Genomic DNA, 25,255 nt, shown 5'->3' with positions numbered 1-25,255 from the left:
AAAAACTTGTCCTTCATTGATGTAATGCTTCATATACATTTTAAGTAAGATATTTTAGGGAGGATGGCTATGTTTGCAATTATTGAAAAAGCAGTATTAGGAATGGTTATTTTACGGTTAATTTCAGGCTGTATTGAAATAAGTGCTGCCTTACTTATGTTGAAATTTAATTCAATTGATAAAGCATTAGTGATAAATAGTTCATTAGCACTCATTGGACCTATTATTTTAATACTCACTACCACTATTGGATTATGGGGAATTGTCGAAAAAATTTCTTTTGCTAAGTTATTTTTTATTACGATGGGAATTGGTTTCATATTCATCGGGATAAAATCCTCATGAAGAATTGATTAACACATAAAAAACATCCAAATCAGGTTTGATTTTACCCATGTTCGTTTCGCGTATTCCTGGTAGGCATTTGGCTGTGGCGGAAGATTCTCTGTCACAGTTCTTATATCGATTGTAAAGAGTACACCTACCCAGTCCTCCGCTTTTTCCGCCAAGTCCGGACGACCAAACAAATCAATAAATAAGATATCACCTGTTAAAAAATACTGATCATCAATTAAAAACGAGGTACTTCCAATTGTATGACCAGGTGAGTAGATTGCTTTATATAGTAGTTTCACCAACATTATACTCATCAGCATCATTAATTGGAGTAAAATGAAAGGTTACCTCTTCAGCATCTTTAGGTGGAAGGTAGTAAGTTGCACCATGTTTTCCGCAAACAATCTCCCTCCAAAAATATGGTCGACATGTAGGTGGGTATCCAATATATATGTATTCAACTTTCAACAACAAAATATTTTTTCCTTCTTGCTCCTCGTTAGTGAAACAAGAAAAAGACCGCCGTAGCGATCACCGTCTTATACTCTTGCACCCGATCGTCAATAAGGGAAGGGCGACAACTAGTACTTTAGATGTCGCCCTTTTTATCAGCAATTACATGTTCGACTTTAACTTTTAATTTCATCTGCAATCGTGGGTTCTACAAGATCTTTTCTTCGATAAACATTTAAAATGAGTCCTAAAACAGCAGCGTAAAAGAGTATCGCACTGCCTCCATAACTAATAAAAGGCAGAGAAACACCCATTATAGGCACGACTCCAAAGCACATCAAGATGTTCCAGGTAGTAGGAACCGCAAACAATGTAGCACCACCTATTACGATTAATCTCCCATAGAGGTCCTTTGTTTTAAACGCATTTTTTGAGATCCTTGAAATAAATATCAGTAGGATCAAACATAGAACAAATCCGAAAGCCCAACCAAGAGAATAGACGAGGAAGGGAAAAGCAAAATCTGTATGTGCTTCTGGTAACAATTGAAAATTCAACTCGTTGGAAAGTCCGTTACCGAACCATCCCGCTTCTGACAGGACATTCCTAACCGCCTTATACATATATCCTGCTCCATTTGAATCGGCAGTAGGGTTTATAAAAGCAGATAATCTAGTTAACAAATAACTTTGACCTGAGGTCATGAACATAATAATGAAAATAATACCAGCCAATAGATTTGTTAAGGTCAGATTTACAGCTAATTTCTTATGGATTCGAGCGAAAGCAAACATCCCAAGTATGCAGAAGAAGTAAATAATACTAACCATAAAGTCTGGCACCATCATGTAGAGCGATATGGGAATCCAAAATAAAACAAAAAGTAAACCTTGTTTTTCCCAACTACGAAACTCATTTATTTTGTTTAAAATACCAGCCCAAGCAAGAAAAAAGAAAAATAAGCTCATCATGGTTCCATCGACCGTCAGGCCTGCGAGGGAAACCCACTTCTTTGCTCCGTTGGTCATAATTCCAAAAAGATGAAGATATATATGGATCAATAGGCCTATCGCATAAAAGTATATCCATCCGTTCTTTAATTTTTGGTAATCAAAGAAAAGGAATCCAATGATTAAAAGAATAGCCAGGGTGTACCAAATAGCCTGTCTCCCCATAAAATAGGTACCTGATAGCGAAAATTCTGGAATTCCATCAACTAACGGGAGAAAACTAATACCAGCAAAAAGAACAAATAAAACTATTAGAACCCAATCCATTTTCGGCTTATGAAGGGGATTTAATCTCTCCCCAATGGTAAATGGATTTCCCATTTCTTGAATCGCCTTTTCCTCTGCATCCTCTTTAGAAAACCCTCTCTTTTTGTAAGATTGACTTAACTCTTGCAGATGATGAATAAGCTCTTCTTTTATCATATTGTGGGCTTCCTTAGATTTCACTTTGGACGTTACTTTACTTAAAAATTCTTCAAATTTGGGAGAACTCATAAGGACACCTCCTCTAGTAAGTGTTTAAGGGATAACTCTTGTTTTGATTTATCTTGTTTATAGGTAGCTAAGTATCTTTTTCCTTTGGAATTTAAGGAGTAATATTTCTTTTTGTTTATCCATTTTGAAGTAAGAATTTCTTTATTTTCTAGTAGATGTAGAAGTGAATAAAGCTGCCCTTCATTTTTTTGGAAAGTACGTTCATTTTTTTGAAAAAGTTGGGTAGAAATATTGTAGCCATCCTTTGATTCATGCTGAACCGATTCTAATATAGCTATGATGGTTTCTATCTTCCAAGAATGAAATTGTGTTTGAGATTGTCTCGTACGAATGGATTCTTTCACCGCATTTTTTCTTTCATTGGAAAAAGAAAAATCCTTGAAAATTGATTTTTTCATTGAACTCTTCAGGTTAGTAAATGGATCATTCATCTCCTAAACCTCCTCGATCATCTTGTCTTTTAATAATTCTTTCGCACGCTTTAATCTAGTTTTTATTGTATTTATATTTACTGTCGTAATCTTACTTATTTCGGCTAAAGATAGTTCTTCATAATAATGCAGAAATACTACTTCTCYGTACTTTAGAGGTAAATTCATGACAGCATTTGTTAAGATGTTTTCTTCACTATTCGCGATAATCTCTTCTTCAACCTGTTTTGATTTCGAAGGTATATAATCCAAAATTTTATCGCTAAGCGTTATTTTGCGATAATGCCAGCTTCTTAAGTAGTCCTTACAATGATTACTAGCAATACGATATACCCATGTTTTTAGTGTTGCCTGCTGATTAAACTGATTTAACTTTTCATAACATTTTAAAAATATCTCCTGCGTTAAATCTTCTGCTGTCGTTCGATTTTTAACATATGTATATACGAGATGCAGGATATCATCGCTATATTCTTGCATTAATTGATCAATTATTTCCTCTCTCTCAAGAAACATACTTTCATCTGTCACCGCCAGTTGTTTTAGTCCATTCACCTTATTATCACCCTCTCATCTGTTTTAGACGTAGCTAACCTTCATCCGGTTTGAAAAAAATAATGATTTTTTATCAGAGAAAAAAATGGAAAAGGAACAACCTCTTATCGGATTGTTCCTGAATGATGTAATTAGGTTAGAAGGCTTATAATACTACTTATTMGATTAATAATACCTTACTCCTCAGAAGGAACTGCAAGTACAACAGCTCCTAAATTCAGAATTACTTATTGGCGTAAATCTGCGTTTACCTGACGCTACCCCTTTTTTAACTTTCCTGCTCCGTTAATTGATATGGTGCAGCCTATATGAACGCAATTTAACTGAAATTATTTATATAAAAATGAAACCAGTCTAATCCAACAATAGATGTTCTTGAACCATAACCCGAAGATTCCACTTGTTCATTTTCATATAATAGGGGACCGATAATTTCTATATCGTGTCCTATTTGATTAACCATAACAAGAACTTCGAATACTGCTTTTTCAGGTTCACACACCTGAAACGAAGAATCACAATAAACTTCAAAAAGCGAATTGTCTTTCCAATATTGTTCTTTTGATCTAACTTTTAATTTGCCCGTGTATTTTTCAATACTTTTTATGACATTTTAAGCTTTTTCTTTTGTTTTTGCAGTTATGTAAAACCGCCAACCAATAGTCTCAAACATAATTGTTATCCCCCAGCTTTGTTCAATAAATTAAAGAATTCGCTGTTTTTCCTTACTTCCCTTCTTGCACTCCTGCTCCGTTAAAGAACGACTACTATTGTTAAGCATCACACCCATAAACTCCTACGTTTTTTCTCCTCCCGTCCTAAGGAAATCTTTTATTGAACGATTTTTCACTAAAAGAAGAAGTTGGCAAAAATTCACTCTTGGCGTACACTAAACAACAAAGTAGGTACTTTGAGGTGATAATGTGAAAAAGGTAGTTAAGTTTGTTATGCTTTTCTTTATCTTGTTACTTGGTGTCTTCATGCTTCTCAAAACTATAGCCTCGTTTCAAATGACTCGATATTTAGAGGATAAATATCATCAGGAATTTGTTGTTGATAAGAAAAGATATGATTTTATTAATGGTAAGTTCTACATAAAGGTTCATCCCAAAAATGACCCAGCCTTATCATTTATAACAGAGGAAGGGTATGGAGATTTCAAATTTGTAGACTACTATCTAGAGGAGCTTTGGGTTAAACAATTAGAGAGAGATTACAGTCCGTTAATAGCAAAGTATTTTCCTGATTTTGATAGTTTTCATGCTAGTCCTGTTTATGGGACGGGGATGGAGCAGGTTTCTAGCGGAGATATTCCAAATTATAAGGACGCACGCCCCCCACTTAGCTTGGTGAACCGCTTTAATAAAAAGGTGGAAGAAGAAATGAACGAAGAATTTTTTCAAAAGGTATTTCTGCTTGTCCAAAAGATCCAAAAAGACCAGACTCMAATTGAATTATCATTTCTTTTCAAAAGTGAAGAAGAAAAGGATGGCAAAAAGCCAGACCTCCCATTCTTTTCGATTTCTTTGGAACAAATGAGGAGCATTACAAGTATGGAGGACTTAATGCCCCTCTTTAACTCAATTAGGTAATTCATCTATCCCCATTTTTTTCAAACAATGATTAATGACGTCTTTATTAATGTTATTAACAACTAAATATTTTTCTCTATAAATGGCTTGTATTGCATTTTGTATCTCTTGTTTCATTAACTCATCCTTTTGTAAGTTCTTAATAAAAAGGTTTAAAGGAACTTCATCCATTCCATTATGTAACGGTGGTTGTAGATAGGTAATCTCATCATATTTTTCATAAGAATTCTTATCAAAAAATCGATTCCTTCTTTCACAGTCTGCTTTTTCTTGTTCTGAATGTACCAAATCTTGTGTCTCTGTTTCTAGGAAAATCGCTCTTAGCGATGAATGACCTGCTGAATGTGCATCCTTGTTTAATAATTCCTCTATTTTCACTAATGTCTTGGAACCTAAACCACTGTTCCTTGCTAATGGATTGGCTACGATATAAACAATAAAACCAGCATTCACATCAGCTAAATAATGTCCAGTTGCAAAAGAAACAAGTTGGTCATCTTCTTTTCCAATCAAAAAGCGAAAATTATTTGGATATCTTTCTCGAGAGTACTTTATACTTCGATGAAAGATTTCATGTGGTTCTCTCACTTCTATAGGAAATGACTGATCATACAACTTCATAACCGTACTGAGCTCAGCTGAACTTTCTTCTTCCTTGATTTCTGACCATATTATTGTCATCATTACCTCCATAAATTTAAATGAACTAACCCCGCCCAATAATTCACCAAAAAAAGGCCCCGGCATCGTTCAATACCTTCATTTTCGACTAGCATGACTTTAGTACAATTTCTCCAAATAAGAGCGTTAATCCTTCTTGGATCCACGCCCTATACTTAAAGTACATGGTTAAAAACAGTTGAATATGTAAACTGTATCTTATGCTATTTCAAGTATTGGGGTTATTGCTTCTTCATTTCCTATATCGCTAAGTGCAAGTGCAATAGCATTTCTTAACCTATGATTATCTGTGCTTTTTAGATATTCAATGAGAAGAGCTTCTGACATATTGAAACAAAAAGCGATTGCATTGTTCAGCAATCGCTCTGTAAGTTAAAACAAGAATAACCCTTCAATTTTTCCATTTACGTGTTATCAGCCATTCCAGTATATACTCAATCCTGTTGTAAGACAGACTGTGACTAAAAGTAGCACATAAGGAATTTGCGGAAACAAAGTAATAATTGTTAAAAAAACAACAACGACGATTATCGTTACTATTAATGAATACAATAAACCTTTCCATAAAGAATCTGTTTCAATGTACGAAGAAAGGTATGCCAATAGAAATATAATTAAGACATATGCAATATCTGTCAAGACATATGGTTGAGGAAGGAAGTATACTAAACCAACTAAAAAAATAATGATTATGTTTCGTAAACCTTTTCGTATTCTGAGTTCATCAAGCCATTTTATCATGTAATTTTTCTTTCAACCTAGTGGTTCTTCACCAAATCTTTCCCATAGAATAGGAAATATATCTTCCAAATCATCTTCTTCCCAATCAAATTCAATTTCAGGAACTGACTTTAAGCCCTTTTTGTCAAGAGCCACTAACAGCTCATCATATGCTTTGTCATCCCATTCAGTATCGCCTGTCTTTATCAGGGTATAGGCATCTGAACCAACCGAAAGCAATTCTTCATTCTGAGGGAACCCTTCGTCATCAAGGTTATCCTCATTTATATATTCTGCTAAAAACTCGGGGTCTTTCATTACCTTGTTAAATATTTCTTGTCCCTGCCCAATCAGCCAGCCTCGGAAATAATCAAAAGCATCGTCAGAACAACCACCCATCAGAACATATGCAGCACCCCATAATCGAGATGTAAAGCTATCGCTCATTAAAGTTTGAAAAATAAATTCAAAATCTAAAACTTCCTCTACTCCTTTTTCAGCTAGTGCCGCTGTTAACCATTCCGCTTGGTTATCAAATTCGCTGGACTTCTCAATTAAATTCCAAAATTCTTTCTGTTCCACCACATAACCCCCCCATATTATTTAACTTTATTTATCATACTAAATTCGACAATATATAAGCCGGTTCCTTCTTAAGGAAACCTTCCCCAAAAATACAGTATGGTTTTTGATTGTATTTCTTGTAAATTACAAAAACAGCCTCTTCTTTTCTAACTTTGTATACTATCTAATAAGTAATTATAGTCTTTAACGTATACAAAATATTTAAAAGTGGGTGCTATAATGGATAACTTCAGGTTGTTTTCAAATTGGTTAAATCAAGTCTTAGAGGAAGACATCCCAAAAGGAATAAAAGCATTCAATTTTAACTTATACGAGGGAGAGGAAGACACCTACGACGACCCTTACAACTGGAGAATCGCAACCGTTGAATTACACTAACATATAAGCCCCCAACTAAAAACACTATGATATAACATCTACGATAACAAAAATCATTATCAAATTAGTTTTGGGAATAATACTACTGATTATAATCTTATGTTTATATAGGAGGATACTATGAAATTTATCTTAAGCAGCATTTGTTTATGTTTTTTACTCTTTATTGGTAATTCAGTTGAGGCTGAGGTAGTAAATAATGATAAGGAAGAAGTAATTCATTTCCCTGCTAACAATGATAAAGAAATTAAGCAAAGTGCAGACCAATTTTATAAAGAGTTAGAAAAAGAATGGCACTACAGAGAGTATGCTGATGCAAAAATGAGTATTAGAAAAAAAGTCTTATTTAAAGACATAGATAAGTTTGATTACAAGTATAAAGATGGTCAGGTAGAGCATTCTTATCCTAATTCCAAGACAAACATAAAAGATTTTACCCCTGCTCCAAATGCTAATAGACAGGTTTACTATTTAATGTCAGTAAAAGAAACAGAAAAGGATTTTAAAGGTCAATATGCTGTTTATGATGTAGAAACGCACAATTTTATTTCTGGAGGGAGTCATTATCATTTAAAAAAGGAATATGAACTAAAGCATAAGAAAGATAAGAATTAACCATTGGGGTACTGACTTGGTTGATTTAGCAATTTTAAAAAGTAATTAGTAAAAGGAAGGGAAGCCTTTAATTTATTTCGGGCTCCCTTCTCCTTGATGCACTAATCTGCAACGTTAGTGGTACATGAAAAAAGCCGCCGAAGCAGCTGCACACCCTTTACTTTAGGAAGATTGACGCAATTATAACTCCAATTATGAGTACAAGAATAAGTATCCCCGTACCTTTCCAACCTAAGCTGCCTACTAAATCCACAAGACCGCCACTTTGAGCTCTATTAAAAGCATCGTTCAGAGTACCTGTCGGATTTCTTTTTAATTCTTCTTGTCTTAATCTCTCTCTTTTTCGTTCAGGAGTTTCTTTGTTTTCTTGCACTTAGACACCCCCTATAAATTAAACAAACATCTTTTATATATTTTACCACAAATAACCATTACCCTGTTTGAACAATCCTCTCCCGTTACTTCAATAAGAAAAGCCGCCGAAAATGACAGCTTGATCTTGAGCTCTTTACCTTTCCTTTAAGTGAAAACCATCACAATATTTTGGTTGAATTATAAAAAGTGATACCAGTTAACGGCATCACTATCGAATTCGAGAAAGAACTTCCTTTTTATTTAATACCATAGGAAATCTAGAATAAAGATGAGGATGATTTAATAGATACAGTCACATCTTTTAACCACAGAAGCAAACTGCACCAACAATGATTAATAAGATGAACAACACTATTATGAGTATGAAATCACTGCCCCTATGAGTAGGAAAACAACCTGCATAAACAGGAGCTGCATAGGAGTAAGACAATGGAGGTTGGGGAAGAACATTTGCGGGTAAGGCATTAGAAATCGGTAAGGCATTATCCATTTTTTACACTTCCTTTCGAATGTATGGAGAGCTAATGTGACATTTCACTATATATTACACACAGAGAGGAAATTGGAGCCCGTCTATATTATATATGGGCATGACTTAGTGACGAATCACTTTTAATAATGAAAAAACCATAGAGTGGCAGGCTATTGATTYAAAAGACAAAACGAAATAATTAGATGCAGGCATCCTTTGTATATAGGGTGATTTTTTCTTCGGAATTCTTCAACTACATTCCCCTTTACTTCAATTGCAATGGCCACTAATCCTGCTTGGTCAATGGCCGCCTTTAGTATTTAGACTTGACCCCGTTAGTTGAATTTACTTTACTATGTATCAATGTCAGTAGTATCATGTATTATTTATCCACCAAGAGACCATCGCTTTTGTTTGAGAAATTCTTTAAATTCATCTAAAAAATATCAATATGAATTGACTTCTTAAACCGACTATCATTAATGTTGCCTTCTATTAGAATTTGTACAAGTTTATTTACATTTGGCTTTTTCTCATTTTCCCCTACCGGTTTCCATAAAGAGTCTTTTTCATATTCACCTTGAACGACACTATCTGCATGTATTTTTTCACTAGCACCAAATTTAACAAAGTTTCTCTGTGCTTGTCTTAAACAGACAGCCTTAGCACCACCCCAATAATCAGATCATGTTAAAAATATAATGTCTTTTTTACTTTTAATTTTGGCAACGAAATTAATTTTGCTTTAGCAGTCCCTTTTTTGAATTTCACATTATTTAGCCAATCTATAATGGCATCTGTATCATAGCTTGGACAATACTTTTCTCCTTCTTCATATAACCAATACTTCTTATTTTTTTTCTCATCAAAGATCCAATTTTCAAAGTCTCTTCTTATCCTATTAATCTTTCTCCCTACTTTAGTTGCACAAGAAATGTATTGAATATGCTCTTCACCAAAATCAAATCTAATGATCAATCAGTTCACCCCCAGTCATTAACCCATTTTCCATTGCACGTTGAATCTCATAAATTGTTAATTCTTCTCTAAAAAACTCATTAAATTTAATCGTCATCATCCTACTCCTTGGCAAAATCTGAATATACGTATATTCATTGGCGATATTTAGGTGTTGGGTGCTAAAAGGCGATTCTTTTAATAGAATCTCCGTATTTAAATTTTCTAAAAAAACAATTCTATCAAGATATATCTTTCATTCTTCTCATCATCTATATAAAGTCCATTTTATTTAGATTCTTTTAGGGAACTAAAATATCCTTTTTTAGCAGCTGATTTTACAGGAATGCCCGCTATAATCTTTAAAATTTTGTGTTATTTTGTTATTGAATGATTCATAGCATTGTGTATAATGTAAATGAATTGCATATGAGAAATGTTTTCTAGGGTTCCGCAACGTTAACGTTGGTCTGGTCCGAGAGAAAACTCACAGCTTTGCTGTGTCACGGAAGGATAAAAGCCTGGGAGATTACTGTTTAAAACAGTTTCTTCCAGGCTTTTTTGTGTCTATGTATAAATAAAATTGGAGGTGGAATTTAGATGAACGCAGTTTGGATTCAAGTATTTGTTGCGGCTCTATTTGAAGTATTTTGGGTGATTGGATTAAAACATGCAGATGACTTTTGGACCTGGGCTGGAACCATTGTATCCATCATCATCAGCTTCTATGTGATAATCATTGCGAGCCGAAAACTTCCCGTAGGAACTGTATATGCAGTTTTTGTGGGATTGGGTACAGCAGGCACTGTTATTTCCGAAATACTACTCTTTGGAGAACCATTCAAAATGAGTAAAATACTTTTGATTTTACTGTTATTAGCGGGTGTAATGGGCTTGAAATTAGTGACAAAGGAAAAGGTACAGGAAGGGGCTGATTTCTAATGGCTTGGATTTCTTTAATCTTAGCAGGGATATTTGAAATGTTTGGTGTTGTGATGATCAATAAACTTCATAAGGACCGTAATTGGAAGTCCCTAGTTCTATTATTTCTTGGATTTGGAGCAAGCTTCCTCTGTCTATCCTTTGCCATGAAAACACTCCCCATGGGGACAGCCTATGCAATATGGACAGGAATCGGAGCATCTGGTGGAGCAATACTAGGAATGCTCCTATATGGAGAATCAAATGACTGGAAAAGGCTCATCTTCATCGCAATGGTATTAAGTGCTGCGGTAGGACTAAAACTTGTTTCATAGTGAAGTAAGCATGGGGACGGTTCTTGCGCTTCCTTCGATTACCGAAGGAAGCGCAAGAACCGTCCCCATGCACTATTTGCTCCTCAATGTGTTTATATAATTTTGTAGTTTTGTTATATATGGTGCGGATAGGAAATCTTTTGCTCCGCGTAGGATTTCTTGTTCATAGTGTGGTGGAGGTGTAGTTTCTTTGTCTTTTTTTGTAACCACAAAGGTTAATGCTAGGATGTTTTCTCCGTTTAGTTCGAGTTCCACAAAGGTTGGGCGGTATGCTTTTGGAGCACCTTCGCGATGATACAGATATTCCGTTAACGCTTTTACAGGAATGTTATAAACTTTTCCTTCTACTCTGCCGCCCTCTTCAACGATATCTGCACGCCCCCAACCATCCTGTGTTGATTTACGCGTGAACCGAAGAGTATAGTTTGGCAACACACCCACTCCCACCATCTCTTGAAAATAGTGAGCAAAGCCATCCGATTCAAACCGAACGGTATCCATACAGCTGCCATAAGCGAAATAAAGAACAGAACCAGAGGGGTCAGCTAGAAGTCTGTATTCCTTCCAATCTCCGTTAGGGATTTTCTTTTTTAATAAGTCTTCTTTATTTGTCACGTACAGGTATGCCTGAAGAGGCCCATGATCCGTGTATACAGTTTGTTGTATTCGTTCATACAGATTGTCTTTTCCGCCTTCGGTATAATCTTCTAAAATATCTAATCTTGCTAATTCCTTTTCAGCAACCTCATATAACTCCCCATAGACGTTGGAGTTTGCTTCCCCCTTCATCGCCGGATAACCATAACCTGTATCATACAATGTTCCTAGGGCCCAGGCCTGTTCTGCCATGCATGCTGCCTGTCTTAGTAGATGATGGTTTACTTCGCCTTTCCGTAACGTTCCGTAAACAAATACTTTTATCAACTTGACCACCTCTGGTATGCAAACTTTTTGCGGCTCATAATTACGATGTTTTCTTCTTGCTTAATTTGTCGTAACAACCTTTTTAAGTCTCTTCCTTTTGTAAAAACAGCTTTTAATAGTTTTGCAGTGTTGTAACATGCTTCCACGTCAAGAATCTCCTGGCTTGTATGTTCGTTATTGTATCCCGCCGATAAATTCACGCTCTGAATTCCATGACTCGCCCAAATTCTGGTGTCACTGCTTCCGCCTTTTGTCACAGCCCATCCTTTTAGATCCGCTGAAGCTGCCACTTCCTCGAAAAACAAACCATATCGTGAATCGCAGAATGGGATATGTCCCCCACATGAGGTAACAATATCGCCATCACCTCGACGGTCTACTACAATGGCAGCATCCGTACCCCAAAGGAAATGTTTATCCACCTGACTGGCTCCAATCAATCCCTGTTCTTCCTCAACAGTGAAGATAAACTTCACCTTTCCGCTAAACGCTCGATTGTGAGAAAGATGTTCTGCTAGATGTAGTAAAACCGTAACGCCAGCTCGGTCATCCGCTCCTAAAATTCCTGTGCTGCTGTACCAAAGGTTCTCTTCTTTGATGATTTCTCGATCAGCTTCGATTTCATAAACCGTATCAAGATGGGCATTCAAAAGAATAGTCGGACCGTTTCCATGGTTATATGTTTTTTCAGCTAGGATATTACCTGCATGGTCCACTGTTATGTGATCTACAAAAGGTGTTAGTTTTTCGATCACACAATCTCTTACTAACTCCTCCTCTCCGCTGACACCAGGAATCATCAGCAGTTCATACAGTGTTTCGCGAAAGTTTTGCTCATTAATAAAATCTGAGCCTTTCTTAACCCATGCTTCATCTATTAAACTTAGCCTTTCTGCTAGGTCTAAAAGTTGAAGGCGTTCTAACCGGAATGAAAGGTGAGCATGGTTCCGTCGCTCCTGCCACTGGACATTGCGGCCTACAAGAGAATGCAACAGCTCTTTCAAACTTTGTTGGTCGCAATCCATTGTTACCATCACATGGGCCAATCTTTTATCATGTCCGTCACAGGAACCCATTGTATAAAACCCTAGTCGATTCAGCTGACGGACAATTCCGCTAATATACGTATCTAGTTCCGCGACCTTTGGTTGTTCCGCACCGGGACGGAACCATAATCCCTCTCCTCTTCCTCGGTACTCAAAGTCTAGTACTTTGATCCAGTCTTCCTCTACCATTGGCTTAGTGCACAGGCTGAGTTTGCCCAAATCGTATTTGTAATGGATATTTGCCTTTTCAAGAGATTGAAATAGAAATTCTACATTTTCGCTTGTTTCCTTAGTACAGTCAAATACACCATTTGCTTTTTGTACAAGCAGCCAGCCATGACGAATAAATAATTGATTCCAATTTCTCATCGTATCATCTCCCTTTTGTTTATATACCTGTTATATCAAAAGGGCGATGACACACCTGTCATCGGCTTAAATTATATCGCTTCATCTATTCGAAGCATAATCAAGTAAGGAAGTTTATGGTTGTAGTAATAAGCCGTCTCACGATATCCCATTTTATTTTCAATAATGTTATCATTAATACCAGATTGAACAAGCTTTGCCTTAAGTCTGGTTACTTTTTGCGTATATGTATTTCTCGGGATCTCTGCATTTTCATTCTCTCTCGCAAACAAATCAAAAACATCATGGATGGTGGCCGGATGTTCCTCATCGGTATTGGTCAGCAGGTATTGCAGCAGTTCACTTTGATTTTTTGTTATACGAGTCTCTCTGCCATTAAAAATGAGCAAATCTTGCCGACCCGTAAAATCAAGAATGACGGTGTTCTCTACCTCAAGCTGACGATCACACTCTTCTATGCTAGCATAACGACTACCACTGATTGAAAGGATTTGATATGCATGTCTATCTAAGTATCCTTCATTTTCTTTTATTAATTGAAGATAAGGAGACATTTGATAATTTGAAACAGCGTTCATGTCTACTTGAAGATCTAACTTTTCTAAGTCTTCCTGAGCCTGTTGGGCAATAAAAAGCCCACAATTAGCTAGGAACAAATGACAATTGTACAGTTGCTGATCATTCATTCGATATTCAGTGCTTGTCGCTTTCTTCTGGTAGTTTATAGCATTTTTAAAGTTTAAAAGTGCTGAATAATAGTTTTCCTTTTTATAATCAAGAAATCCTAACCGGTAGTGGACGATGGGAAGATCGCGTTCGTATTGAATTGCTTTCTTTAAACAATGGCCGGCAGCCATATCGTCTTTCTGGTATACGTTTTTTAAATAGGTGCCATACTGAACCAAATACGAAATCAAGTGACTTTTAATCTTCTCTAAACTAAAACGATATTCATTAATCTCATCTCTTGAAATTCTTTTGTAAAGCGTTTCATACAAGTCGATTAACATATGAACCGCCCCATCCCTCTCTTCCACATGTGCCATACGATACTCTTCCTCTAAATCGAGTAACTCTTCTATTGATTTATGTCTCAGTGACATGTGGGACACCACCTTTTCTAATTCATATTACATCCATTATAAAAAGAACAGGCGTACAAATATACACCTATCTAAATATATTCCTATTGGGGGGAGCACAGGGACGGTTCTCCTGATTCCTTCGTATATTGAAATGAAAATGCAATGTTTGAATTCCATCCTTTTCCTTTCCTATTTATGAATACATCCTGCTTTTTTCTTCCTGCTTGATTTCTCGTAACCCTTTATGAAATCGTTTTGTTTTGTAAAAAAGGGATTTTAATAGTTTTGCAGTGCCCACTATTTCCCTAAGGGTTTATCTGTGATATCTTAATTTTCTGTTCTATTACGATAAACAATTAGAGTAAGTACATTTAGTAGGATGGTAACGAAGAGAAGTAATGCTGCAATGTTTACCAGAGCACCTGTTGTGTCCTTAAGGGCAGACCAATCTTCCATCTTTACTAAATAATTGTTATAGAAAATCTGGAAACATAGTGAAATCGCACAACTACTAGTGCTTATTACCGCAAGAAGAACCCAATTCCTATCCTCATACTTATTATTTCTCGTAAGATTAACAACAGGAAGGATCCAAGCTATTAGACCAAACACAAGGCTTCCAAGATTAATCAAACCCATCATATCTTATCACTCCTTTTTCTCATGTTTCTTTATTCTTATTCAACAATCATCCAGGTAATTTCCAGTACATTCTTTTACAATTTTGTTTTAATTTTAACATATGAAAAACAAAGGAGAGGTTTTTCTTCAATTAGCTAATCAAGCATGAGAACCATCCCTATGTTGCACACATTTTCCGCCCAATCATATAGTAAATAAAAATGTCAGGTGGTCGTTTTATGGAGAAGGAACAAACATCGGTTTCAAAATCCTCAAGATCTAAATGGCAGCCTTTTGAAGTGATTGGCATATTGTTAGTTTTCGGTTCATTGATTTTGCTTTTATTCGCTCCAAACTCACTTTCTACCTTGTTTGATACAATCATTAAAGAAGTAAAACCGATTGTTGTCGATATTTTTCTGACAAGTGAAGTTGGAATCGCCATTATAGTAAGCGTTATCGTTGGGCGTCTCTTGGAGCGTTTAGGTTTTACGGATGGGTTAATTCGACTCTTTGTTCCCATCATGAAGTGGTTCAAGATCAATCCAGCGGTCATCATTCCAAGTGTCTATAATATCCTTGGCGACATTAATGCTGCGGGGAAGATTTCTGGACCGATTCTTGTTAAAGCAAATGCTACCAAAGCAGAACAAAAAATTGCTGTAGCAACTATGATCCAATCCCCACAATCATTTGCAACATTTGTGTTAGGAATCATTGCACTATCCGCATTCAGCATTCATGCCTTTCCACTAGTAATCCTTTCGATTTTTGTGCCCATCATTGTTGTACCGTTTATTTTATCAAGAACAATTTACCGGGATACAAAGAAAGTGGAACTAGATGAATTGCCACGTTTTACTCCGACTACTAAATTTTTGCAAACCATTTTCTCATCCGCTAAAGAAGGCGTGGAACTGCTGTTTTTAATTATTATTCCAGCCGTAGCCGCCGTATTTTTCTTTATAGGAGCACTTAAATTCATCGGCATTTGGGGTTTCATTGAATCTAGCTTAGCGACTATCCTTACCTTCTTGAGCATTGAACCAGCTACCGGAATTGTGTCCATCTTAGCGGCTCCCACACTTGCAGTTGCACAGCTTGCAGATCTCGCGAGCACAATCGATCCACGTTTAATTGTCGGCTCATTTGTATTAGCCAACTCTGGTTTGCCATTGTCGGTCATCTTTGGTCAGGTGCCTGTCACCTGGGCCGAGACATCTAATCTAAATGAACGGGAAACATTAGAAGCTGCGATTATTGGAATGATTCTTCGACTTATTACGGCATGTGTATTGGGGTACTTTTTAACTCCATTTTTGGTGTGATGAAGAATGAATTATTTGATTCGAGGAAAGAGAATCGTGACAGTTAGTCACTTAGGAACTTTGCAAAATGGTGCAATAGTTGTTGAGAATGGGAAAATTGCCGAGCTCGGAAACTGGGAGAAATTGAAAAAGAAATTCCCTAATCTCGATGTGATTGATTGTTCACGTTATGTTATTACACCTTCATTAGTCGATTGTCATACTCATTTGCTAGAATTTGCTCCTACCTCTCTCTATCCCGTTACACCTGAAACCCACTTTGCGGCAGGAAAAGCGATTCTCTTTCAGGCATTATCATCAGGGATTACGGCACTTGGAGAACAAATCTGCGGTCATCCTCTTTGTAACTTTTCTAAAGAGGATTATCAAAAAGCGGTTCAGGACCTCCCGCTTGATGTTTCTTTTGCCACAACTAGTATTTCTATCGGCTTCGAAAAATTGGCTCACTTTACGGCCATCACACAATCACGCGGAGTGACTCAATACGATTTAACGGACCCTATGCTAGTGGAAATGATTGCTGTGGAAAGCGATTATCCGGGTGAGAATGTTTTTATCAATGCTACACCAGCAAACTTCACTGAAAAAGAAGTACCGCGGGCAGGAGAAATTGTATACACGGTAGAAGAGCTGCATCAGATTATCAAAATCTATCATCGATTAGGGAAGAAAATGGGTGCCCACGTAGCAGGAGAAGAAGGAATCAAAATGGCCTTAGAGGCAGGAGTCGATGTCCTTCACCATGCACATGGTATGACTGATGAACTAATAGAAAAGGCTAGAAAACAGGAAGTTAAAATCGTAGCCACACCAATGGGAGGAACACATCTAAAGCCGAACTCTCCAGAAGAAATTCTTAAATTGGTGGAAAAGGATATTCCTGTATCAATCTCAACGGACTCCTATCTTCCTCCCTATCAAGGAACTGCGTGGCTGCCATTTAATGACCAAACATTAAAGGGCCCAGATGTCTTAATGCTTATCGCACAGCCAGCCATGCAGCTATTAAAGAAACATCATTACAACGAAAACCAGATTCTATCCTTACTAACAAACAATCCTGCAAAGCTACTAGGAAAAGATCACCGCTTCGGACGGCTAGAAGCCGGCCTAGAAGCAAACTTCCTAGTAACCGAAGGAATACCCGGCCTAGAAATCACAGACACCACCAAAATAAAAAACGTCTACTACAAAGGAAAAAAAGTAATTGAACGAAGATAAGCATGGGGACGGTTCTTCTGTTTCCTTCGGTTACCGAAGGAATCAGGAGAACCGTCCCTATGCTTACTATTGTAGTTTTATTTCTGGTTCTAGTTCTGCTTCGAAAATTCGGGGCCATGGTAGTTTGACTTGAACCGCTTCTAATGATGAAATCGTTTTGTAGAAGTTCCGTTTCCCTCTAGAGCCAATGTATACTTCCTTGCCTTCAAAATATTGATACCATTTTTCTGTTTCAGCAGTTAATTTATCCTCTACAAAGCGATTAACTAGCTCGTATTTGTCACCTAGGTTCCACTCACTTGCACCAATCTGTTGGATATAGGTTCTTGCTGCCGGGTGAACGACATTTTTATACCCTTGGTCTTTGGCAAAGCGATGCAGTAAAAACTCATAATGAGATTCTGCAGCTTGTTCGTATAAAGGTACACCAAAACCTGATTCCTGATCTAAGAATGTGTATCGGGCTGCTGCATGACCGACCGTAATACCCAGTGCATTCCCAGCTGTATTCCAACCGCTATAGGCTAAAATTTTGGTTAAATCAACTGTATTAGCTAGTTGCGTCACAAATACTTCATCTGCCTTGTTTACAATTAAAACGTCCCCAATGGCGACATGTTTTCCACTTGTAATTAGTTCATTCGTTCTTGTAACGAGCTCAGTAATATCTTCAGACCTTGGTGTTCCACTTTCAGAAGGAGTATTTAATAGAAGATGGATGTCAGCCTCTGCTTCGTTCTCTACAACCGAACCACCTGCAGCTACTATATGCTTTTTCACATTGTAATCAAAGGTGGTGTCTTCAAACGGAGCAATCCAGTCGTTCCCGTGAATTCCTCCATATTCTATGAAAAACTTTGGTGATGTGTTGAATAGGTGATTAACAAACCTAGATACCAATACAACATCCACTTCATCGGCACCAGGGAAGACTGCGACTTGCTCTTCCACTCCAAGACCGTTTACCTTTTCTAGTAAGAGCTCTCTCTCTGCACGATGAAGTCCATATGGAGCAGCATCATCTTGTGCCAAAATCAAGTAATCAATGTAGCCTTGGTCCACCCAGTCAATCATCAGGTTATTTACCGTGTGATTCCTTGCTCTCGCATTCTTATAATCTTGCAAAACAGCTGAAGGAATGATCGACTCAAGTTCAGCTAGTCTCTCTTGTCCTGGCATACCAAGGTTGACGACCTTATCATATAAAATTGCCCACTCACTAATTTGTGAATAGTACTTTAAGTATTCATCACTAATAGCTGTTACAGCTAATCGTTGGATCGTATCGTAAACATATACCGGCTTATCAGGATACCGATCTTTTAACTGTTTGATCACTTGAATATCTGCCGTTGCATCCTCTAGTGACTTTACACCTGTACGGGATGCGACTAATCCTCCGTACGCAAGCATACTTGTAGAAATCACAAATCCGTCGACTCGATCGCCATTTTCTAGGAGCCACTTACTAATTTCTTTGCCATTTCCTGGTTCTGTGAATTTTCCAATCATCTCTGCTGGCGGTGAAATGACCTCTACCCCCGCAGATGCACCTACCTGCTTCGGAAAGTATAGATTAGCAGGTCGATCATCGAGTGGAACCATTAAGAACGTTGCCAATGGCTGCTTTTCCTCTTTTGCCTGAATCATGCCTGCTGAACTAAATAATAGTAATACAGCCAGACTTAAAGAAAAGATCCTTTTCAAATGTTTCATACGCTTCCTCCTTATGTAGGTGACAGGCACCCATTAAATGACAACACCATTTTCTACTAAAATTGCCTGAAGCTTCTTGACATCAAGGTCTTTTGGTGCGACTTGATTTGCAATGGAAAGGGCTGCTGCTGTACCGGCCGCTTGCCCTGTCGCCATCGCACTAGGGGTTAATCTTGTAGTCGCTAATGCTTCGTGGGTGGTGGAAATACACCTCCCTGCTACTAGTAGATTTTCTATTTGTTTAGGTATGAGACATCTGTATGGAATTCCATAGCTTCCGTCTCCCTCGATGTCATTTGCTTGAACACCTTTTCCCGTCGGATCATGGATATCAACTGGATAGCCGCTGAGTGCAATGGTGTCGTCGAACTTCCTGCCAGCTACCACATCTTGAATCGTAAGGGCATAGTGACCATCGATTCTTCTGGTTTCACGAATTCCAATTTGTGTTCCTACGACTGAGATCGAAGCTTTTTCAAAGCCTGGGACCTTCTTCTGGAGGAATTCTGCCATCATCATTACTTGCTTTCTGCCTTCTCTTTCCCCTTTTGTTAAGTCGTAGACATCGGTCCCATCTAGGCCTTGAACCCGGGTACAATTGACTAAAACCTCATCTTCTTCAGGGCCTGCAAAAAAGAGAACTTGGTCCCGGTTGATTGGAACACCTGATTCGCTCCATTCCTTATAAAATCCCTGAACGCCTGTTAATGGAATCTGGTCCAACTCGCCAATTGGAGTCTTTTTATAAAAATTACTAGGGTTTGCCTTCATCTCTTCCTTTACCTTCGAGAGGTCCACCCCCCTCATTCTGAACTTCATTGTCATCGGCTGTGTTTTCTGATCCTGATCCCTCCCCTGTAAACACGGAGCACCCGATAGGTAAGCAAGATCAGCATCCCCTGTCGTATCAACAAACCGCTTCGCAGCGACTCGAATCGGACCAGATTTCGTGGTTAAATTGATTGACATAATATGATTACCCTCTACTTCAACCTGGTCGACAAAACTATGAACAAGTACTTCCACGCCTGCCTCTTCTAGCATATCTAAAGCTAAAAGCTTATATTTTTCTGGATGATACGGTGTTAGCGTGTTAGTAAAACCGACTGTATCTCGTAAATGACCAGGTGAACCGCCTTGTGCCATTAACCGCTCGACAATTTCTTGTGCAATGCCTTTTATGACTTGTTTTCCTGAGTCAGTGTGAAAGGTCATCCACGGATAAACTAGGGCTACTGTGGACATCCCCCCTAAAAAACCATATCTTTCAATAAGAAGTGTTTTTGCCCCTGATCTACCTGAAGCAATCGCTGCATTGATTCCGGCAGGGCCTCCCCCTGCTACGACGACATCAAAATCTAGTTCTTTTTTCAAAATAGACACATCCTTTTTTGTATTTAAACCAAACTACTTTCCTCCGGTCATAGCCACCCCTTCAATAAATTGCTTCTGTGCAAAGAAGAAGACAATTAATAACGGAACGGTTGCCATAACTGACGCACTCATAAGAAGCTCCCATTTCGTCCCCACTTCGTCTGTGAACAGCGCCAAGGCCAATGGTAACGTCATTAATTCTTTCGAGTTGATATAAATAAGTGGTTCATAGAATTCATTCCAGCTTGTTAAAAAGGTAAAGATCGTAAGAGTAGCAATGGCTGGTTTTGCTAATGGCAGCATGATGTTCCAATAAATTCGGAAATACGAGCAGCCATCTAATTTGGCCGCTTCCTCCAACTCCTTCGGTACCAATAGGAAAAACTGCCTCATAACAAATACGCCAAAAACACCGGCCGGCCCTAATAGAGGGATGGCTATTAATGGAACATGTGTGTTGATTAAATGTAAATCCCTCATAAACAAAAAAAGCGGAATGGTGATGACTTCAACAGGAATCATCATTGTGCTTAATAAACAAAGAAATAGGATCGAACTTCCCTTAAATTTTAGCTTCGCAAATGCGTAACCTGCCAATGACCCCAAAAAGATCGTTCCGGCAGTTACTAGCACCGCAATATAGAAGCTATTAAAATAAAAAAGGTGAAACGGTGTGGATTCTAATACCTTTAAATAGTTCTCCCATTTAAACGGCTGTGGGATAAACTGGAACACAAATATTTTCGTAGAATCCTTAAATGACGTATTGATCATCCAGAGAAACGGGACAATCATGATGAACGAAATAAGTGTCAGTACTCCGTAAAATGTTATTTTCGTAAAGATTCCATTTTTCTTTTTATTCTTCATGAAACACCCACCTTTTTCTAGCARCCCATTGAATGATCGTAAAGATTAAAATAATGACAAATAATACAATTGCAATTGCCGATGCATACCCAAAATCAAATAGCCTAAATGCATTTTCCCAAATATAGTAAACTAATACCTTCGTATGATTACCAGGACCACCGTTTGTCATCACATAGATTTGTCCAAACACCTTCATAGATCCAATAATGGTTAATATTAAGGTCAAAAAGACAGTAGGAGTAATCATCGGCAGGGTCACATGCCAAAATTGCTTTAGCTTGTTTGCCCCATCCAAATGAGAAGCTTCGTAAAGATTTCGGTCAACCTGTTGAAGTGCTGCTAAAAACAAAACCATGTTTAGGCCGACGTTCTTTAAGGCACTGACGACAATGACTGCTCCCATAGCCAAATCAGGATCATATAGCCAGGCTGGGCCGTCAATGCCAATCGCAGCTAGCACCTGATTGATAAAGCCCTCTTCCGTCCCAAACATATATTTCCAAATAATCGACCAAACGACAATCGACGTCATAACCGGAATAAAGATGGCTGTTCGAAATAAGCCCATTCCAGGCAGGTTCCTCTGGAGCAACAAAGCTAATAATAAGGCAATAAAAATGTTGATTGGCACTAGTCCTGCTGAAAAGATTAATGTATTTTTCAGGACCACCCAAAAGTCCGGGTCATTCACTAACCGTTTATAGTTTTCGGTCCCAATAAAATTAGGATCACCTAGCAGCTGCCAATCTGTTAAACTCATATAAATCGAGTAGATTAATGGAAATAACATGATAAGAAGGAATCCGAGGACCATTGGACTTACAAATAAATACCCATAAAATGCTTCGCTTCCAATGAATTTCTTTCTCCGGTGGCCCCTATTCAAGGGTAGTTGTTTCGTTGTCTCGATATTTGATCCCAACTCTTCTACCCCCTTTACAATGAATCGATCTTCTCTCTAAACAATTGGACCTGAGTTTGTATACTAGCTTCGGTATGACCAATGACTACTGCCCCGAGCATGACAGCTTTTACCCCAGCTCTTACTAATATGGGAATGTCACTAGGTACAAGTTTTCGTTGCGAAGGGACTAGAACAGGAATATCCACATTTTGAACAAGTCGATTATAGGCAAGTACATCCATAAAGGTTAGAGGTGTTCCATATTCTTCACTTCGTACGATCGAAGCCTCTAATGCTGACACGCCAAGATGTTGAACCTTGCCGATACTGGCAATTTCGTAGTCGCTTGAGATAGCAAACGTTTTTTCGATTTTTTCTAACCCCAGCATCCAGCTTGGTTGATGATGTGCATAAATAGAATAATAAGTGAAGCCAAGATCAATTAGTTGCTGCATTTCCGCTTGGTTTATATCTTCAAATGTCCCGCCTGGAACAATTCCAAGCGGTCCAGAAAATTCATTCCTAATGTTGCGAAAAACATCCTTGTACGCCTCTACTGAACCAAAACTAGTTCTGGATGCTCTATGTTCTACATTGACATGCAGCTTTACTGCATCTACACCAGCACGAATAGCAGCCTTTGCTAAATCCAGCCGATTTTCCGGTAAACTCACAATTAGTGTCATTTTCTTATTTCGAATCATTTCCGTTAATGAAGAAGTCAAAGTTTTCACCCCTGTAAAAGCTATGCGGTTAAGCCTAATACAGGTTAACCGCATCTCTTCTTATTTCAATATTGGATTAATCTTTTCTTCCATTCCTTTTAAAATCTCTTCTGGTTCCTTCAGTTGACCAAACAACTCATCAAAGCCGAATTGGATGGCCGTATCTATTTTTTGCCACGAAATGTGACCAGCCTGCAGGCGTGCATTATCCATTTCATCAAGGACGGCGCGTTTGATGCTTTCCGCTGGTGGATTATTTGGCTGGTTAACGAACTGATCAGAGCTTAATACAGACTCACGAGGTGGTACGAAGAACGTTGATGTTTCCGTGATCCCCACTTGACTTGTAAAAAACTTCAATAGTTCCTTTGCCTCTTCAGGATGTTTTGATCCTTTGAATAATCCATATCCAGCCTGACCCAACATTGGGAATCGACCTTCTGATCCTTCTGGTAGTGGTGCAATATCCCACGCAAAGTCTTTTACATTCCGAGCCGCTGAGACGTAGCTGTATACATCAAAGAACATACCAATTTTCCCAGAATCAAAGCTTACTTGTTCACCTGCTTTTGGATGAGAGGAATCGGTAAACATCATGCGCTGAAGCATCTCTAATGTTTCAACACCTTCTGGGCTATTCCATGTGAACTTGCTTTGGTCTTTATTAAATAAATCTCCGCCGTTACTCCATGTATGTGAGAGTAAGGCAATCCACGTATTCCAATCACGGAAGAAGTTTGCACCATAAACGCCATCGGAAGAAATGGCCTTAGCAGACTTCTCAAACTGCTCCCAATTCCATGTTCCGGCTGCTACATGTTCGTTGGGTGTCTTTTCTCCAGCCTTCACAAATACATCTTTGTTATAGAACATAACCATCGGCGGTGTGGAAAAAGGAATTCCATATAATTTGTTATCCTTCTTAAACAGATCTAAAGTCGATGGGAAAAAGTCATCCATGTTATACTCTTTATCGTCTTGAAAGGAAGAAACATCTTCTAATAGTCCATTCTCCATAAATTGAGGAACCATCCGCTCAGCTACCCAGCCAACATCTGGAAGCTCTCGTCCAGCTGCTAACACCGTTATTTTCTGCTGGTAATCCGGAAAGGGTACACTTTCCATCTTTACCTTAATGTTTGGATGCGTTTCATTAAATTTTACGATTAGTTTGTTGTAGACTTCTTGATGTGCCTCACTTCCCCACATCATAAACGTTAACTCTACCGGTTCATCCTTAGAGCCTTTGTCTTTTGAATCACTGTCCTTAGCATCCGTATTAGCATCATTACTACACGCTGCTGAAAACGTTATCATTAGAATCGTTAAAAAAATGAGTCCAAGCTTTTTTATCATTTCTACTACCTCCCTTTGTTTATCATTTTAGGGGGAATATCCTATTAAAAATATCCCTCAAAAAAGAGATATAGTTCGTTAATCATAGGAAATTTAAATATTATGACTTTTTCTGTATTGTACAGGTGTTTTTCCTACCTCTTGCTTGAAGACGGTCATAAAGTGCTTAGGACTTTTATAACCAGACAGCTGGGCAACCTCATACACTTTTAAACTAGTACTTTTTAATAATTGCTTTGCTCGTTTCAAGCGTTCAGCGGTTATGTATTCAGTATAGGTTTGATTTAACTCCGTTTTAAAAAGTTGTCCAATATACTGAGGATTTAAATAAACATAATCAGCGATATGCTTTAATGTAATTTCATGACTTAAGTGATCATCGATATATTTGAGGATTTTTTGAAATTGAACGGATGTAACAGCTTTTTCTTTTTCTTCCTCCTTAAAAATATTTGAAATGGTTTCCGACAACTCGACTCGATTGATTGGTTTTAACAGATAATCTGTAATACTATACCGCATCGCTGTTCGTGCGTATTCGAAATCACTATGACCACTTAAGATGATGACGGGGATGCTCTCCGAAACCTGTCTTACTTTTGATATAAAAGTAAGACCATTCATTCCACCCATTCGTATATCGGTAATAATTAAATGAGGAATTCGTTGGTGGAATAACGCAATTCCCTCTTCACCGCTTTTTGCTTCGGTCACTTGGTATCCGCCGATTACTTGTTCCAATAAAACCTTTAACCCTTGGCGAATGATCGCTTCATCCTCCACTACTAATATTTCTTTCATT

The 25,255-nt window shown here is 37.9% G+C and carries 27 protein-coding genes, 2 pseudogenes and 1 riboswitch; of the genes and pseudogenes, 8 read left to right on the top strand and 21 right to left on the bottom strand.

What is annotated here, in order from left to right; translation table 11 throughout:
* The first annotated feature begins 69 nt into the window (after window positions 1-69).
* Entirely contained in the window at window positions 70-345 is a 276-nt protein-coding gene (locus tag BTR25_RS19430) for a YqhV family protein (RefSeq protein ID WP_075689681.1), read from the top strand.
* Here BTR25_RS19430 and BTR25_RS28240 read toward each other — a convergent pair.
* From BTR25_RS28240 to BTR25_RS19405, 4 genes and pseudogenes are all read right to left on the bottom strand, one after another.
* Window positions 340-791: pseudogene (locus BTR25_RS28240) on the bottom strand (MBL fold metallo-hydrolase); the annotation flags it as partial. The gene BTR25_RS19430 and the pseudogene BTR25_RS28240 overlap by 6 nt on opposite strands.
* A gap of 174 nt (window positions 792-965) precedes the next feature.
* Window positions 966-2,294, bottom strand: coding sequence for an FtsW/RodA/SpoVE family cell cycle protein (locus tag BTR25_RS19415; RefSeq protein ID WP_075689678.1), 1,329 nt, complete (start codon window positions 2,292-2,294; stop codon window positions 966-968).
* The gene (locus BTR25_RS19410) at window positions 2,291-2,725 is read right to left on the bottom strand and encodes a PadR family transcriptional regulator (protein ID WP_075689677.1); all 435 of its coding nucleotides are present in this window, start codon (window positions 2,723-2,725) and stop codon (window positions 2,291-2,293) included. The genes BTR25_RS19415 and BTR25_RS19410 overlap by 4 nt, the downstream gene beginning before the upstream one ends.
* Before the next feature lie 3 nt (window positions 2,726-2,728).
* Complete coding sequence (locus BTR25_RS19405; protein ID WP_075689710.1) at window positions 2,729-3,241, bottom strand: sigma-70 family RNA polymerase sigma factor; 513 nt, start codon at window positions 3,239-3,241, stop codon at window positions 2,729-2,731.
* Window positions 3,242-4,203: 962 nt separating this feature from the next.
* Between BTR25_RS19405 and BTR25_RS19400 the strand changes: the two genes are divergently transcribed.
* Entirely contained in the window at window positions 4,204-4,872 is a 669-nt protein-coding gene (locus tag BTR25_RS19400) for a hypothetical protein (RefSeq protein ID WP_075689676.1), read from the top strand.
* Here BTR25_RS19400 and BTR25_RS19395 read toward each other — a convergent pair.
* Complete coding sequence (locus tag BTR25_RS19395) at window positions 4,861-5,556, bottom strand: GNAT family N-acetyltransferase (protein WP_254842753.1); 696 nt, start codon at window positions 5,554-5,556, stop codon at window positions 4,861-4,863. The genes BTR25_RS19400 and BTR25_RS19395 overlap by 12 nt on opposite strands.
* 750 nt (window positions 5,557-6,306) lie before the next feature.
* Window positions 6,307-6,855, bottom strand: coding sequence for a DUF4240 domain-containing protein (locus BTR25_RS19385; protein ID WP_075689708.1), 549 nt, complete (start codon window positions 6,853-6,855; stop codon window positions 6,307-6,309).
* A gap of 222 nt (window positions 6,856-7,077) precedes the next feature.
* On the opposite strand from BTR25_RS19385, the gene BTR25_RS27765 reads away from it, so the two are divergent.
* Together BTR25_RS27765 and BTR25_RS19380 are read left to right on the top strand one after the other, a co-directional pair.
* Window positions 7,078-7,236, top strand: coding sequence for a hypothetical protein (locus BTR25_RS27765; RefSeq protein ID WP_175596833.1), 159 nt, complete (start codon window positions 7,078-7,080; stop codon window positions 7,234-7,236).
* A gap of 120 nt (window positions 7,237-7,356) precedes the next feature.
* The gene (locus BTR25_RS19380; RefSeq protein ID WP_075689674.1) at window positions 7,357-7,851 is read left to right on the top strand and encodes a hypothetical protein; all 495 of its coding nucleotides are present in this window, start codon (window positions 7,357-7,359) and stop codon (window positions 7,849-7,851) included.
* A gap of 157 nt (window positions 7,852-8,008) precedes the next feature.
* Here the strand turns inward: BTR25_RS19380 and BTR25_RS19375 are convergent, their stop codons facing one another.
* The 4 genes and pseudogenes from BTR25_RS19375 to BTR25_RS19365 form a co-directional block, all read right to left on the bottom strand.
* On the bottom strand, window positions 8,009-8,224 hold the full coding sequence (locus BTR25_RS19375; protein ID WP_075689673.1) for a DUF6366 family protein: 216 nt from the start codon (window positions 8,222-8,224) through the stop codon (window positions 8,009-8,011).
* 303 nt (window positions 8,225-8,527) lie between these two features.
* Window positions 8,528-8,716 (bottom strand): YjcZ family sporulation protein, encoded by a 189-nt coding sequence (locus BTR25_RS19370; protein WP_075689672.1) that lies wholly within the window; start codon window positions 8,714-8,716, stop codon window positions 8,528-8,530.
* A 418-nt stretch (window positions 8,717-9,134) separates the two neighbouring features.
* Window positions 9,135-9,368, bottom strand: a pseudogene (locus BTR25_RS28660) (hypothetical protein); the annotation flags it as partial.
* A 20-nt stretch (window positions 9,369-9,388) separates the two neighbouring features.
* A complete protein-coding gene (locus BTR25_RS19365) occupies window positions 9,389-9,676 on the bottom strand; it encodes a hypothetical protein (RefSeq protein WP_075689671.1) in 288 nt (95 codons plus the stop codon).
* 411 nt (window positions 9,677-10,087) lie between these two features.
* Window positions 10,088-10,185: riboswitch (guanidine-I (ykkC/yxkD leader) on the top strand.
* Between the two features lie 70 nt (window positions 10,186-10,255).
* On the opposite strand from BTR25_RS19365, the gene BTR25_RS19360 reads away from it, so the two are divergent.
* Window positions 10,256-10,597, top strand: a complete 342-nt coding sequence (locus tag BTR25_RS19360; protein WP_075689670.1) for a DMT family transporter — start codon at window positions 10,256-10,258, stop codon at window positions 10,595-10,597.
* The gene (locus tag BTR25_RS19355; protein ID WP_075689669.1) at window positions 10,597-10,911 is read left to right on the top strand and encodes a DMT family transporter; all 315 of its coding nucleotides are present in this window, start codon (window positions 10,597-10,599) and stop codon (window positions 10,909-10,911) included. The genes BTR25_RS19360 and BTR25_RS19355 overlap by 1 nt, the downstream gene beginning before the upstream one ends.
* Before the next feature lie 72 nt (window positions 10,912-10,983).
* Here the strand turns inward: BTR25_RS19355 and BTR25_RS19350 are convergent, their stop codons facing one another.
* The 4 genes from BTR25_RS19350 to BTR25_RS19335 form a co-directional block, all read right to left on the bottom strand.
* Window positions 10,984-11,835: a gamma-glutamylcyclotransferase family protein gene (locus tag BTR25_RS19350; RefSeq protein WP_254842752.1), complete on the bottom strand. Its 852-nt coding sequence runs from the start codon at window positions 11,833-11,835 to the stop codon at window positions 10,984-10,986.
* The gene (locus tag BTR25_RS19345) at window positions 11,832-13,250 is read right to left on the bottom strand and encodes a M20/M25/M40 family metallo-hydrolase (protein WP_075689668.1); all 1,419 of its coding nucleotides are present in this window, start codon (window positions 13,248-13,250) and stop codon (window positions 11,832-11,834) included. Before BTR25_RS19345 ends, BTR25_RS19350 begins: the two co-directional genes overlap by 4 nt.
* A 71-nt stretch (window positions 13,251-13,321) precedes the next feature.
* Window positions 13,322-14,353 (bottom strand): hypothetical protein, encoded by a 1,032-nt coding sequence (locus BTR25_RS19340; protein WP_075689667.1) that lies wholly within the window; start codon window positions 14,351-14,353, stop codon window positions 13,322-13,324.
* A 309-nt stretch (window positions 14,354-14,662) separates the two neighbouring features.
* A complete protein-coding gene (locus tag BTR25_RS19335) occupies window positions 14,663-14,977 on the bottom strand; it encodes a hypothetical protein (RefSeq protein WP_075689666.1) in 315 nt (104 codons plus the stop codon).
* A gap of 218 nt (window positions 14,978-15,195) precedes the next feature.
* Here BTR25_RS19335 and BTR25_RS19330 point away from each other — a divergent pair, with 218 nt between their 5' ends.
* Together BTR25_RS19330 and BTR25_RS19325 are read left to right on the top strand one after the other, a co-directional pair.
* Entirely contained in the window at window positions 15,196-16,284 is a 1,089-nt protein-coding gene (locus tag BTR25_RS19330) for a hypothetical protein (RefSeq protein WP_139311289.1), read from the top strand.
* A gap of 6 nt (window positions 16,285-16,290) precedes the next feature.
* Window positions 16,291-17,505, top strand: coding sequence for an amidohydrolase family protein (locus tag BTR25_RS19325; RefSeq protein ID WP_075689664.1), 1,215 nt, complete (start codon window positions 16,291-16,293; stop codon window positions 17,503-17,505).
* Window positions 17,506-17,571: 66 nt separating this feature from the next.
* Here the strand turns inward: BTR25_RS19325 and BTR25_RS19320 are convergent, their stop codons facing one another.
* From BTR25_RS19320 to BTR25_RS19290, 7 genes are all read right to left on the bottom strand, one after another.
* Window positions 17,572-19,221, bottom strand: a complete 1,650-nt coding sequence (locus BTR25_RS19320) for a DUF4127 family protein (protein ID WP_075689663.1) — start codon at window positions 19,219-19,221, stop codon at window positions 17,572-17,574.
* Between the two features lie 33 nt (window positions 19,222-19,254).
* Entirely contained in the window at window positions 19,255-20,595 is a 1,341-nt protein-coding gene (locus BTR25_RS19315) for an FAD-dependent oxidoreductase (protein ID WP_075689662.1), read from the bottom strand.
* A gap of 33 nt (window positions 20,596-20,628) precedes the next feature.
* Window positions 20,629-21,465: a carbohydrate ABC transporter permease gene (locus BTR25_RS19310; protein WP_075689661.1), complete on the bottom strand. Its 837-nt coding sequence runs from the start codon at window positions 21,463-21,465 to the stop codon at window positions 20,629-20,631.
* Window positions 21,455-22,390: a carbohydrate ABC transporter permease gene (locus BTR25_RS19305; RefSeq protein ID WP_483295271.1), complete on the bottom strand. Its 936-nt coding sequence runs from the start codon at window positions 22,388-22,390 to the stop codon at window positions 21,455-21,457. Before BTR25_RS19305 ends, BTR25_RS19310 begins: the two co-directional genes overlap by 11 nt.
* A 14-nt stretch (window positions 22,391-22,404) precedes the next feature.
* The gene (locus BTR25_RS19300; protein WP_083652474.1) at window positions 22,405-23,106 is read right to left on the bottom strand and encodes a hypothetical protein; all 702 of its coding nucleotides are present in this window, start codon (window positions 23,104-23,106) and stop codon (window positions 22,405-22,407) included.
* Window positions 23,107-23,157: 51 nt separating this feature from the next.
* Entirely contained in the window at window positions 23,158-24,453 is a 1,296-nt protein-coding gene (locus BTR25_RS19295; protein WP_368483004.1) for an ABC transporter substrate-binding protein, read from the bottom strand.
* 93 nt (window positions 24,454-24,546) lie between these two features.
* On the bottom strand, window positions 24,547-25,254 hold the full coding sequence (locus BTR25_RS19290; RefSeq protein ID WP_075689660.1) for a response regulator transcription factor: 708 nt from the start codon (window positions 25,252-25,254) through the stop codon (window positions 24,547-24,549).
* Between the last annotated feature and the right edge of the window lies 1 nt (window position 25,255).

It is taken from the genome of Bacillus sp. MRMR6, from assembly GCF_001940785.1.
Lineage (GTDB): Bacteria > Bacillota > Bacilli > Bacillales > Cytobacillaceae > Neobacillus.
This window is presented reverse-complemented; position numbering and strand designations above follow the sequence as displayed.